8 protein-coding genes are annotated in these 12,806 nt (G+C 74.4%); all 8 read right to left on the bottom strand.

Annotated features, from left to right (window positions below):
- Positions 1-522: 522 nt before the first annotated feature.
- Positions 523-1,041, bottom strand: a complete 519-nt coding sequence (locus FH609_RS25830) for a hypothetical protein (protein ID WP_139672112.1) — start codon at positions 1,039-1,041, stop codon at positions 523-525.
- A 195-nt stretch (positions 1,042-1,236) separates the two neighbouring features.
- Positions 1,237-1,440 carry a hypothetical protein gene (locus FH609_RS25825; RefSeq protein WP_139672110.1) on the bottom strand — a complete coding sequence of 68 codons (204 nt, stop codon included), beginning with the start codon at positions 1,438-1,440 and terminating at the stop codon, positions 1,237-1,239.
- 68 nt (positions 1,441-1,508) lie between these two features.
- Positions 1,509-2,417 carry a nucleoside hydrolase gene (locus tag FH609_RS25820; protein ID WP_226961947.1) on the bottom strand — a complete coding sequence of 303 codons (909 nt, stop codon included), beginning with the start codon at positions 2,415-2,417 and terminating at the stop codon, positions 1,509-1,511.
- 209 nt (positions 2,418-2,626) lie between these two features.
- Complete coding sequence (locus FH609_RS25815) at positions 2,627-3,922, bottom strand: hypothetical protein (protein WP_139672104.1); 1,296 nt, start codon at positions 3,920-3,922, stop codon at positions 2,627-2,629.
- Between the two features lie 479 nt (positions 3,923-4,401).
- On the bottom strand, positions 4,402-6,603 hold the full coding sequence (locus tag FH609_RS25810) for an ATP-dependent DNA helicase (RefSeq protein WP_226961946.1): 2,202 nt from the start codon (positions 6,601-6,603) through the stop codon (positions 4,402-4,404).
- Positions 6,604-6,852: 249 nt separating this feature from the next.
- Complete coding sequence (locus tag FH609_RS32500; RefSeq protein ID WP_139672099.1) at positions 6,853-7,584, bottom strand: relaxase domain-containing protein; 732 nt, start codon at positions 7,582-7,584, stop codon at positions 6,853-6,855.
- A 139-nt stretch (positions 7,585-7,723) separates the two neighbouring features.
- Positions 7,724-11,572: an AAA family ATPase gene (locus FH609_RS32220; RefSeq protein ID WP_139672096.1), complete on the bottom strand. Its 3,849-nt coding sequence runs from the start codon at positions 11,570-11,572 to the stop codon at positions 7,724-7,726.
- Entirely contained in the window at positions 11,569-12,726 is a 1,158-nt protein-coding gene (locus tag FH609_RS25795) for an exonuclease SbcCD subunit D (RefSeq protein WP_139672094.1), read from the bottom strand. Before FH609_RS25795 ends, FH609_RS32220 begins: the two co-directional genes overlap by 4 nt.
- Between the last annotated feature and the right edge of the window lie 80 nt (positions 12,727-12,806).

The following is a 12,806-nucleotide window of genomic DNA, read 5'->3' as shown; positions in this document are numbered from 1 at the left end:
CTCCGACGAACACCCCCGGGTCCCGGCGACACCACCCCCCAGGTCATGCCTTCGACAGGGGGCAACAGTCATACCGAGCCCAGAGGCCAGCGGCCCCATTGCAGGACCGCGAAAAACATAACGGGGCACGAGCTACCAGCCTCGGCCATGACCGCGCGAGTCACCAGGCCCGGGACGAGGATAAGGAGGCAGCTGCTGGCCACCCCCGGGTGCCGGTCGCCGACCCGGTTTGCGCGGTGAACCTTGCGTGGTCGAGGACCGCTTGTTTGCAGCCTCCGCAGTGAGCCTGCGCTGCTGGGCCTCTGGTCCTTCGCCCCGGACCGCTGTGGCAACGATCTCCGCCCGGACCTGTCGTGTCGGAGCGGCCTCCACCTGCCGCCAGATCGGAAGGGCGTCCCGCTCGGCTACACCCCGCTCGGCTAAGTGGTCCTGAAGCTGGCTGATGACCGGGTGGTCGGCACGTCGGACGATGCTGTCGAGGACGGTCTTGAATCCCGAGTGCACTTGTTCCGAGCGTTCCGCTCAGTTACGCACTTCGGTTATGAAACGATTCTGCTGTGCCGCCAGAACGGTTATCCAGTCAGGGCGCGTCTGATCAACGGCCATGGCGGAGTCATGTACAGCCAGCAGCGCGGCGGCCTTGATGGCTTCTCGGGTCAAGGGGTCGCGGAACCTCTCCGGTACAAGTGCAGGGTTGAAGCCTCTCAGGTAGATGGGGTCATCCCGCTGGGGAATCTGCACAGGGCCGCTCGACTCCAGTCTCAGGGGCGTATCCAGCGGCCCATGAAGGCTGTCCTCGATAGCGTTGATCGGCTCCTTGCTGGCGAATGTAAGCACGCGATCAGATTGCAAGTCCTCAAAGGGGAAGCCACGTCCTTCGGCGGTCTGCTCGGCTGACAGATGGACCACATAGCCATGCTTCTTTTGCGACCGGGTATCCTCTGGCGCCGCACCGAAGAAAGCATACCTGCCCTCGAAGTTCGTCCGAGGGTACGCGGCCGTAAGAAGTTCCTGCACCGTTCCCTTGAAGCTGCTGTCCACGAGAGTCACCGAGCTTCCGGGATACCCAACAGGAATACCCGCGTCCCGGAGATACCCAGTTAGATGCCGGAACGCCCCGGGGACGTCCTCTGGCGCCACTCGCCTGCGTGTGCCTCTGAATCCCTCAACCTCGGGGAACTCTGAGCCACGGTGAGCCTCAAGGTCCTGGATGGCCGCCTCAGCGACCACGCGGGATCAGACCACTTCATGGCAGTGGTTACGGAAGAACTCGGGGTTGAGGGCACGGGCCGCTGCGGCGAAGCTGTGCCCGTCCCGGCCGAGGAAAACGATCCTGTGTCCCGCTTCGGCATCTCGGTAGAGATCCGGCAGCATCTGAGCCGTGATGAAAGTGATGAAAGGACCGTGGAAATCGCGGTAGACCTCGTATGCCTCCGCCACTGCGGTTCTTCCCTCCGGAGCCAGCCCGTACGCATCTTGTACAGCCGCAAGTTGGGGATATGACTCTTCTATTCGCTCCACCCTGAAGCCTCTCTATTCCGCATGGCGAGAGTGGTTGCCGGACTCGTCAAGGAGGCTGTTAGCCACCGCATGAAAGGTTCGTACTCTGCGGTGAGACTCCACTTCACCCGCGTCCCGTGGCCGGCCGCAGCCCGGGTGGTGCGACCGATCGCGTCCATCTCGATTTTGAGATGATCGGAGTCGACGTAGGGGAGGTCTAGAGCGGCAGACAAGGCCAGTGCATCGTGCTGCATGCTGCCCGGATAGAAAGAGGCGAACCAGCGATCCAAATGGTCGACCAGCAACCTGGCCCACGCCTCCTGAAAGCTCCGGAGGCTTTGGTAGAGGGGACTGCGTGCGGTGACCTCGATGCGCGGTGTGAAGGTCACCTCGGAGGCGATGAACTCGGGAGTCGGCAGGATGCCGCTCGTCGCAGCGTGGAGCACGGTGCGGGCACTGGCGACGTCCAGGCGAATATTGTGCTCGGCGCTGTCCGGGTCGCGATAGGACAAGGCCCCTCCCATTTGCGTCACCCGCAGTCGAGACCCGAGTTCGGGTGCCTGGGACAGGACCCGGGCGAGGTTCGACAGCGGTGCCATGCCGACCCAGCGCACGGGCCCGTCTGTCCCAACGCACACCTGCCGCACGGCCTCGACTACATCGGTGGGCTGGGGTGGGACCTCATTTGGAGTTAGGCCGTCCACGCAGAAGTAGCGTGTCGTGCCCAGCGAGGCACCGGCAACGGTGGCGACATCGGGCCTTTCCAACAGATCGAGCAGATGCCGTGCGAAACGGGCCCGCTGCCCGGCGGCTTCGTCGCCTGTCACCACTAGGGCCAACTCCGGCACCCGGCGTGCTGCTGCGGTGAGCGCGAGAGCGTCATCGGCATCCCCGCCGATATCCGTGTCGATGATCATCGGGGCCCTGCTGAGGTCGTCCGGCCAGCGCCCGGAAGACTCCAACGCTGCCCCTGTAGCAGCTAACCCCGTGCCGGGCAACCGCCGCCCGAGCTGTGTCATGGCAGTCCAGTGCTGACGCAACTCTGCGGCGGACTCTGTACGTTCTTCTCCCATAAACGATCTCCGATCGTTCGTTTGATCAGGACCATAACGAACTGGCGCGGGAGTCAGCGTCGACGGCCGGTCGTCCGGATCGGTGCCTGCGGCGCCGTACCGGTCACGGCGCGCTGCACTCTGCGTGCAGCCGGCGGGCCGCTCACCGTGGTTGACCAAGCGGTCGCCGCTTGAGTCTGAATCTCCCGCTCCACTCCGGCAGCGATCCGCTGGCCAGCCTGCTCCACCGATCCCACCTGGATCGGGTGCATCCCGCTCTCGCCGCGAGCCCCCACGATCCCGTACTGCTCCAGCGCGGTGAGAGCCTCGCCGGCCTGGGCCGCGTTGTAGCCACTCGCCAGCAGCATCGTCGCGCTCACCCCGTGGTTGGCCACCGCCAAGTCCGAAGCCCGGGTCAGCTCCTCCCTCGACAACGTCCGCGCCCCAGTCCGCTCCTGGTCGAGTTGCTTGACGGCAGGCGGCGGGGCCGGCATAGAGAGCGCGGCCAGCGTGGCGACCGGAATGTCCAACTGACGTGCGCCCGCAGCCGCTTGGTGCCTCAGCATGTTCTCGACTCCAGCCAGGCGTGCGGCGACGTCCACACCGCTTTGGTCGGCTCGATGGATCTCGGCCGCCACTATCGGCCATTGGGTATCCGAGGCCAGCAACAGTTCGGCCGGCCGCTCAGGCAACTTTTCGCGGACCATCCGGGACAGCCGCTCGTTCTCATGCCGGTCGATCCCGGCTTTGCGTAGCGCGGTCTCACGATCCACCGGCCGCGCCGGCAGGACTTGCCTCGACTGCTGCCGCCCCGCGTCAGCCGCCTCTCTACCCACCTCGGCTTGGGCACCCTCCACCAGCCGGTTCAGCGTCGGGACAGCGGCCGCCACCAGCTGCTCAACGTCCCACCCGCCAGCCCGCAAGTCCTGTAGTCCCGCAGCAAGTTGGGGCCACTGCTCCGACCTGGTCAGCGCCTGCGCCACTTCCGGTGACGTGGCCCGCTCCACCACGCGCGCCATCTCCTGCTCCGGCGTCGGCGGGGCGGGCTGCGCCTGCCGCGTGATCTGCTCCAGCGCCGGCAGCAGACGCTCCGGCGGAATACCAGCACCCTCCAACTCGCCGAGCTGCTCCACCATCCGCTGCCACCCTGGAGAATCGGTCAGTGCCTGGCGCACCTGCGGCCCGAAGTGTTGCTCGATCACGGCCGCATACCGCACCGCCGGCCGCGGCCCACCAACGGCCGGACCGGCATCGGCCAGCGATGGCCGGCGCGCACCGTCCAACGCCCGAGTCAGCTCCACCAACGTCCGCAGCATCGCCGCCATCTGCTGTGCGGCCTGCCGCGACGCGTCCTCCACCGGCGAACTCATCGCCCACCCTCCTGCTCACGATCCCACTGCGGGCGCGTGGGTACCCCCGGCCAGCCCGACGGCTTCGCTCTCAGCATCACGTCCAGTCACACATCCCCCTCGGAACGTCAGTCGCACCACCGTACTGCCCAACCAAACTCACGAGTAGCCATACGTGACAGCCTGATAGCTCGGCCGTTCCAATGTCTCGGCAGATCTGGTCAGCATCCGAAGTACATGCGGGAGGGGGCCTGGCCCCGGTGCTGTCCAGCGCGCACGGCGCCCAGGCGGCCGGGGCCCGCATCGCGCTGGGCAGTGCCGGGGGGATGCGGGGGTCCAGGGGGCGGCGAGCCCCCTGGTACCACCGGGATCAATCCGCTGACCAGGGGTCACAGACCGATCGACGGCCCGTCATGGCGCTGCGGGTGCTGGGTGGGCGGCTGGCGGGCGTGGGCGCGCTGGAGTGCGTCCTGGCGGCGTTGGGTGGCGCGGACGGCGGCCTAGCGGCGCTGGGTGTCCTCGATAGCGGCGCGGGCCGGGTCGGTGGTGGCCAGGTGGCGGCGTAGCTCGTACTCGGCGCGTAGGGCGGCGGCGGTGGCTCGGTGACCGGTCGCGGCCTGGTCGAGTTGGGTGGCGCGGCGCTGCTGGTCTGCCACCAGGTGGGCGTCGGCGGCCTCCAGGGTCTGCCGGTAGGCGGGGAGACGGTCGGCGAGGGTGGTGATGGTGGCGGGGGTGGGTGGGCCGTCTAGGCGTAGCTGCTCGGGGAGCTGTGCGGCGGTGGTGCGGGCCTGCCGGTCGTGGTCGGCGGCCGCGATCCGTGCGGTGGTGGCGGCCTGGTCGGCGCGGTCGATCTCCCGTGCAAGCCAGGCGGCGACCTCGCGTAGGTCGCCGCGCTGTCCGAGGAGTGCGGAGCGGCGCTGGGCCAGGCGGCGGGTGATCGGCTCCAGGCGGGCGCGGTAGAGCGCGGCCTGGCCGGTCTGCTGCTCGGCCTCGCGGCTGGCGGCGGCCGCGCCGTCGACGAGGGCCGCCAGGTCGCGGAGTTGGGTGAGGGCGGCGGCGTAGTGGTGGGTGGCGGGGGCGTGGTCGGTTCCGGCGGTGGCCGCCAGGTCGCGGGCGCGGTCGGCGGCCGTCGCGGCGAGCTGGGCGGCGCGGTCGGCCTGCTCGGTGGCGGTGGTGATGGCCCGGGGCAGGTGGGCGGTGGGCATGGCGCCGTGGGGCCGGCGCCGCCAATGCGGCACCACCTGCCGCTCCTGGTCGTGCTCCTCGCTGGCCGGCGTTGCACGCCTGTGTTGCACGGAGGTGACGCGGGCGGCGGCGGCACGCACCGCCTGGTCCTCGTTGTCGCCGGCCGGCGACGGTGCCGGCACCATCCCGGCCTGGGTGGCGAGTTGGTCGGTGACCATCGTGTCGCCGGTGTCGCTGGCCAGGGCGCGGCCGTAGGCGGCCACCGCGCGGTGCAGCAGCTCGGTGTCGGTGCGGGGGCGGCCGAGGCGGGCGGCCGCCACGACGTCCTCCGCCTCGGCCAGGGGGAGCCAGAGGTGGGAGGCGCGCCGGGCGCGGGTCAGCTCGGGGTAGAGGGTGTGGGCGTCGGCGTGCGCGCCGTAGTCCAGGGCGACCTCCGAGGTGAGGCCCTGGGCGGAGGCGGCGGTCATCGCGTAGCCGAGGGTGAGGTGGCCGGCCGCCAGCTGCCGCGGGCTGATCCACGCTGCCTCGAGGGCGGGCCCGTCCGGGGTACGGCGACGCCAAGCCACCCGCGCGCCGCGCCGGGCGTCGATCTCGGTGACGATGCCGCGGTATCCGTTGAGCACATCCGGCGCCGCCGGGTCGCGGCGGCTGCGGTAGTCGTTGCGGGTCACCCGCACCACATCGCCCACGGACAGCTGGAGCCGGCCGCCGCCGGCGGTGCGTGCGAGGGCCCAGGTACGGGCCTCCCCCAGCTCACCCGCCGCCCTCCGGGCCGTCTGGGCGGCCGAGTTGAGGGCGTCGACGTCCGCCCGGCGCGGGGCGAGGAGGAGCAGCTGCTCGACCAGGTCGTGCGGATCGGTCCACTCGGTACGGGCGGTGTCCCAGGCGGCGGCCATGCCGGCCAGTGCCTCGGTGGCGGTGGTGGTGGCGTGGACGTGGCCGTGGTCGGCGAGGCGGGCGAGGGCGGTGGTGCGGGCGCCGGTACGCCAATCGGCGAGCGCCGCCCGCTCCGCCAGGTCTCGCTGCCTGCGGTTCTCATCCAACTCCAGGCCGTCGACCAGCTCGTGGGCGCGCGCGAATCCCCCGCCCACGCCGACCGCGCGGGCTTGCTGTGGGTCGCCGATCAGGACGATTTTGGTGTGGGTGGTGGCGGCGTGGGTGGCCAGCGTGGCTAGGGCGCGGTTGTCCACCATGCTGGCCTCGTCCACGACCAGGACGTCGACGTCCTTGAGGCCGGCGCCGCCGGTGATGGCGCGCGTCCATGCCGCGATCGTGGCCGAGGGGATGCCGGCCTCGGCCGTCAGGTTCGCGGCCGCCACGGCCGCCGTGGACGCGCCGGCGACCCGCAGGCCGGCGGCCTCCCACCCGGCCCGCGCCGCCGACATGAGCGTGGTTTTGCCGGCGCCGGCCACCCCGATGACGGCGTCGACCGCGTGGCCGGCTGTCAGGAGCCGGTCCAGCACCGCCCGTTGCTGCGCGGACCAGGTCCCAGCCCTGGCCGGCCTCGACCGTCTCAATCGCCAACTCAGCTGCTTCCGGGGTGAGTTGGGCGGCGCCGGCGTCCAGACCGGCGGTGGCGGCGTCCTGGAGGGCGGTCTCGGCGGCCGTGATGCTGGTGTGGGTGTAGCGGGCGGGGTGCGACTCGTGCGCCCGGGGCGAGTCCGGCAGGCGGACCGCGTGCCCGGGGACGGCGAGGACCTCGTCGACGAGCTGCTCGAGGTGCTCGCGGCTGTCCAGGGCGGGGGCGGCGGCCGCCACGGCCGCCATCACCTGGGCGTGGCTGACGGTTTTGCGGGCGGCGACCAGGCCGTGGTCCTCGTCCGTCCAGATCTGGGCGGCGATCTCCCCCGGCGTCGATGCCGGCACCGACAGCCGGTGGTGGTGGGCCGGGCAGCGCAGCCGCCATCAGGGCGTCGACGTCGCCCACCGCGGCCTCGCCCCGCAGCTGCCACGCGGACCGCACGTCCCCCGCCTGCAACCTCGGGTTTGGCCCGGGCCGTCCGCGCGGCCGCGGCTTTGGCCTGGGCGGGGGTAGCGGTCTCGCCGGCGGCGTCCACCACCTGGTGGTGCCGGCGCGAGTACGTCTCGCGCAGCTGCTCGGGGATGCCGGACAGCTCCCACACCCCCGACTCCGGGTCGCGGGCGAAGCGAGCGCCCAGCTGCTCGCCCAGGCGCGCGCGTAGTCGGCCCTCGGCCAACTCGATGACGACCCTCGCGTGGCGGTGGAGGTCCTCGGCGCCGGCCGCGATCGTGCGCCACCGCCCATCAGCGCACCGGCCCAGATGGGCCAGGGTCACGTGGACGTGGAGATGCGGGTCCCCCGGCGCGAGGGCCTCGCGCAGCCCCGGATCGGCCCCGGCCGGGATGGGTACCGGGCGGGCGGAGCGGTGCAGCGTCATCCACCCCAGCAGCCCCGTTGTGCCGATCCGCTCGGCGCGGCGGCCGTCGCCGTGATGGCCGGTCATGCCGTAGGCGCACCAGTCCTCCAGCGCCGCCACCGCCTCGCGATGTCGAGGACGTTCGCGGATCGTGGGCCGGCCGCGCTGCCGACCACGTTACGGCGGGGGGCCGTTCGCGATCGTCTGCCGGGAGGGCCGCAGGCGAAAGGGGCGGGTGGGTGGGGCGGAAAGCCCCGGTTCAGAGCCCCGCAGGGCTGTCGTGGTGGCGGACCGTGGAGCCTCGGCGGGTCTTGATGACCTCCAGTTGGCTGGGGACGCGGGACCTGAGGTCGGGGACGTGGCTGACGATGCCGACGTGGCGGTCGTGTTCCCGCAGGCCGTCGAGCACGTCGAGCACCTCGTCCAGGGACTGTTCGTCGAGGCTGCCGAAGCCCTCGTCGATGAAGAGGGTGTCCAGGCGCCGGCCGCCGGCCTCGGCGCTCACGACGTCGGCGAGGCCCAGGGCCAGCGCCAGGGAGACGAAGAAGGACTCGCCGCCGGAGAGCGTGGCCGTGTCCCTGGCGCGGCCGGTCCAGGCGTCGAGCACGTTCAGGCCGAGCCCGGAGCGGGCGCGGTGGGCGGCGCGGGCGTCGGAGTGGACCAGCGCGTAGCGGCCGGCGGACATGTGCTGGAGGCGGACGCTCGCCGCCTCGGCGACCTGCTCCAGGCGCGCGGTGAGGACATAGGTCTCCAGCCGCATCCGGTACTCGTTCTGCGGGGAGGTCCCGGCGGCCAGGCCAGCGATGCCGGCGATGCGCCGGCTCTCCTCGCGCAACGGGGCCAACGCCCGTGCCTCGGCAGCCAGTTCGGCGCCGAGCGCGTCGAGGTCGGCGCACCGCTGGCGGGCGGCGGCCTCGGCAGCCGAGGCGGCGCGGAGCCGGGCGGTGGCCGCTTCCCAGGCGGCCTGGCTGGCGGCCGGGTCGGCCGGCGGTCCTGCGGCGGCCTCCTGCCCGCGCGGGTCGGCGAGTTGGGCGGCCACGGCGGCCTCCTCGGCGCGCCAGCGCTCCAACCGTTCCTCGACGGCGCGCCGTTCGGCCGGGTCGAGGGCGGCGGCGAGCGCCTCGGCCGGGGTGGCGAAGCCGGCCGCGTAGGCGGCGTCGGCGCAGCGCGCGTCGGCGGCCTTGACCCGGTCGGCCGTCTCCTCGGCGGCCAGGGCGGCGGCGCCGGCGGCGGCCAGCGCCTCGGCGCGCCGGCTCAGCGCGGCCGCGCGCGCGGCGACGCTGGGCGCGCCGGCCCTGGCCCGTTCGACCTCGGCGGTGAGGGTGGCGCGTTCGGCCTCCAGGGCGGCGCGCCGGGCGGCGCCGGCCGCGAGGGCGCGTTCGGTCGCGCGGCGGGTCTCGGTCAGCTCGGCGTGCTCCCGCTCGGCGCGCTCCAGCGCGGTGACGGCGGCAGGTTCGTCGGCGAACTCCCGCTGTGCGGCATCCCGTTGGGCGCGGGCCTCGGCCAGCACGGCCGCCAGTTCGTCGGTGGGCCGGTCGCCGGCGGTGGCCCTGGCCGTGGCGTGTTCGGCGTCGAGGGCGGCGAGCCGCCGCTGGGCCTCGTCGCGGGCGGCCTCGGCCGCGCGGTGCGCGGCCTGGGCGGCCTTCTCGGCGGCGCGGTCCACCGGGTCGGCCTCCGGCGGCGCGGGGTCCGGGTGTTCGGTCGCGCCGCAGACGGCGCAGGGCTCGCCGGGCGTGAGCCGGGCCGCCAACTCGGCCGCGATGCCGGCGAGTCGGCGGTCCTTCAGGCGCAGCCAGTGGTCGAACGACTCGGCCGCCCGCTCCCTGGCGGCGAGCGTGCCGGAACGCGCCTCGGTCAGCTCGGCGGCCAACGCGTCCCGCCGCCGGGCGGCCGAGGCCCTGGCCTCGGCCTCGGCGAGGCGTTCGGCGAGTCCCGGCAGCCGGGCGCCGGCGGCGCCGGCCGCCTCCCGCCGGGCGCGCAGCCGTTGGACGGCGGCCGGCCAGGCGGCGAGCCGCTCCTCGGCGGTGGCGAGGGCCGCGCGGTCGCGTGCCTCCCGGGCGGCTAGCGCGGTCAGTTCGGTGGCGAGCGCGCCGACCCGTTCCTCGGCGGCCCGCGCGGCGGCCAACGCGCCGAGGCGCTCGCGGACGGCCCGCTCCTCGGCCGCGAAGCGGGCGGCGGGCCCAGCGGGGACGGCAGGCCCAGCGGGGGCGGTGGGCCCAGCGGGGGCGGTGGGCCCACCGGGGGCGGCGCCATGCTCCAGGTCCCGGGCCCCGGCTGCCGCCGGCCTCCCCGCGCCGGTTCGGGGGTCACCGGGCGCACCCGACAACGGCCGCTCCCCGCCGACCCGTTCGCCGGTATCCCCGGCGGACGCCCCCGCCGGCAACGACCGTTCCCCGCCGGTCAGTTCGGCGGCAGGTCCTTTCGCGTTCGCGCCGGCTCCGCCGTTGGGCGGCCCGCCCCCGGCCAGCACCGCCGCTTCCCCGCCGACCCGTTCGGCGGTATCCCCGGCGGACGCCCCTGCCGGCAACGACCGTTCCGCGCCGGTCGGTTCGGCGGCAGCGCCGCCGGCCCTCGGCGGCCCGCCCCGGTCCTCCGCACCGAAGGCGCCGGGCCTGCCGATCCGCGCGGCCAACGACCGTTCCCCACCCGCCCGTTCGGCGGAACCCCCGGCAGACTCACCGCTTTCCCCGGCCACGGCTTCAGCACCGGCCCCCGCCGGCAACAGCCGCCTTCCAGCGCCCAGTTCAGCAACGGCGCCGCCGGCCCCGGCAGACTCGCCCCGTTCCCCCGCCGCCACTCCACCATCGGGCCCGCCGGCCACCGCCGGCAACAGCCGCTCCCCGCCCCCGGGTTCGGCGGCCGCCGAGCTGACAGCCCCGGCCGGCAGCGCCCGGCCCCCTGCGCCCGGCTCACCAAAACCCCGGCGCCCGTCCCCCTCCCCCGCACCGAGCCGCGCACCGAACCCCCCGCCGCCGAGCCGCCCAGCGGCTCCGGCGGCACCGGCGGCCCCAGCGGCCCCGCCGCCCTCCGCCAGCGCGGCCGTCGCCGCGCTCGCCGCCGCCACCGCCGCGCGGTGCTCCGCCGCCGCCTCGTCCCGCAGCCGCAGCGCCGGCGCCACCGTCGCGGCGGCGCTGGCCCGCTCCAGGCGGCCCGCCAGCGCCTCCCGCCGCGGCCGCTCGGCGGCCAACGCGGCCGCCCGTTCGGCCGCCTCCGCGTGCCGCTGGCGCAGCCGCGCCCGTTCCACGGTCTCGGCGTGGACCCGCTGCGCCGCCGCGTGCGCGGCCTCGGCCGCGACCAGCGCCGCGCCGGCCACGGCGCGGCGCTCCCGCGCGCCGACCCGCGCCAGCGCGGCGAACTCCAGCACGGCATCGGCCAGTTCGGGATCGCCCGGACTCAGCCCGGCCCAGCGGTGGCCGGCCAGCTCCGCGTCGGCGCCCGCCGCCTGGCGCACCCGGTGCCCGCGGGCCAGCAGCCGTTCGTCGCCGGCGCCGACCCGTTCGGCCGCGCGGGCGCGCCGCTCCGCGAGGTGCTCCTCGGCGGCCCGGAACCTGCGGGTGTCGAAGAGCCGCCCGAGCAGCCGCGCCCGGTCCTCCGCGCTGGCGCGCAGGAACCGCGCGAAGTCCCCCTGCGGCAGCAGCACGACCTGGCAGAACTGGTCCCGGTTCATGCCCAGCAGCTCGCCGATCTCGCGGCCGATCTCCTGGTGGGAGCTGCTGAGCGCCTCCCAGGGACCGCCCGGGGTGCGGCGTTCACGCAGCAGGGTGCGGGCGCGTTCGCGGGTGGTGCCGCCGCCCCTGCGCTTGGGGCGGAGCTGTTCGGGGCGGCGGGTCAGCTCCAACCTGCGGTCGGCGACGGTGAGTTCGAGGACGACCTCGGTGGGCGTGCCCGGGTCGGCGTGGTCGCTGCGCAGCGCCTGCGGGCTGCCCTGTCGGGCGCCGGGCACCGAGCCGTAGAGGGCGTAGGCGACGGCGTCGAGGATGGAGGTCTTGCCGGCGCCGGTGGGGCCGTGCAGCAGGAAGAGGCCGCCGGCGGCGAGCCGGTCGAAGTCGACGCGCTCGGTGCCGGCGAACGGGCCGAACGCCGTGACCGTGAGCCGGTGGAGCCTCACTCGTCGCGCTCCTGTCCGACGCGGGCAGCGGTCAACGCGGCGCGCAGCGCGGCCCGTTCGGCGCCGTCGGGGCCCTGGCCGGCCCGGACGTGGGCGACGAAGTCCTCGGCGACCTGCTCGTCGGTGCGGCCGTCGAGGCGGCGCGCGTAGGAGTCGACGGCCTGGCCCGGGGCGCGTTCGGGCTCGAAGAGCAGGCTGACGGCGTGCGGGAAACGGGCGGTCAGCCGGGCCATGGGCTCCTCGGGGCGGATCGGGTCGGTGAGGGTGGCCTCGACGAAGGCGCCCTCGTGGGGGCTGAGTTCGGCGTCGGACAGCAGGTCGTCGAGGCGGCCGCGCAGCCGGGCCAGCGGCCGGCCGAGGGGGACGTCGACGCGTTCGGCGTGGACGGCGCCGGCGGCGTCGAGGTCGACCAGCCACAGGCTCTTGCGGTGGCCGGCCTCGGAGAACGAGTACGGCAGCGGGGAGCCGGAGTACCGGACCCGCTCGGTGAGGGTCTGGCAGCCGTGGAGGTGTCCAAGGGCGGTGTAGTGGGCGCCGTCGAAGGTGGCGACGGGCACGGCGGCGACCCCGCCGACGGTGATGTCCCGTTCGCTGTCGGAGGGTTGGCCGCCGGTGACGAAGGCGTGCGCGAGCACCACGGCGCGGGTGCCGGGCGGCCGGGTCGCGAGGTCGGCGCGGACCCGGTCCATCGCGGCGCGCAGCACGGCGGCGTGCCGGGGCGCTTCGGCGCCAAGCGGCTCGCGGGTCAGCGTCGGCTCCAGGTAGGGCAGCCCGTAGACGGCGACCGGCCCGTGCGCGTCGGGCAGCAGCGCGGGGGTGCCGCACTCCTCGGGGCGGGTGCGCAGGTGGATGCCGGCGCGGGCCAACAGCCGCCCGCCGACGCCGAGTCGGTGCGGGGAGTCGTGGTTGCCGGAGATCATCACGGTGGGCACGCCGAGCGCGGCGAGCCGGTGCAGCGCCTCGTCGAAGAGGCGGACGGCGGCCAACGGCGGCACCGCCCGGTCGTAGACGTCCCCGGCGACCAGCACCGCGTCCACCCGCTCGGCCCGCGCGACGCCGACCAGGTGGTCCAGGAACGTCTCCTGCTCGGCGAGCAGGCTCACCCGGTGGAAGGTGCGGCCCAGATGCCAGTCGGAGGTGTGCAGCAGCCTCACGCGCCGGCCGCCCCGCCACGCCGCCGTGTCATCGATCCGCGCCCCTCTCCCGGCCACCGGGCCGGTCCCGGTGGATCGCG

Origin of the sequence: Streptomyces sp. 3MP-14, assembly GCF_006334905.2 — a bacterium.
GTDB lineage: Bacteria > Actinomycetota > Actinomycetes > Streptomycetales > Streptomycetaceae > Streptomyces > Streptomyces triticirhizae.
Note: the sequence above shows the minus strand (reverse complement) of the source record. Positions and strands in the feature narration are given on the sequence as shown.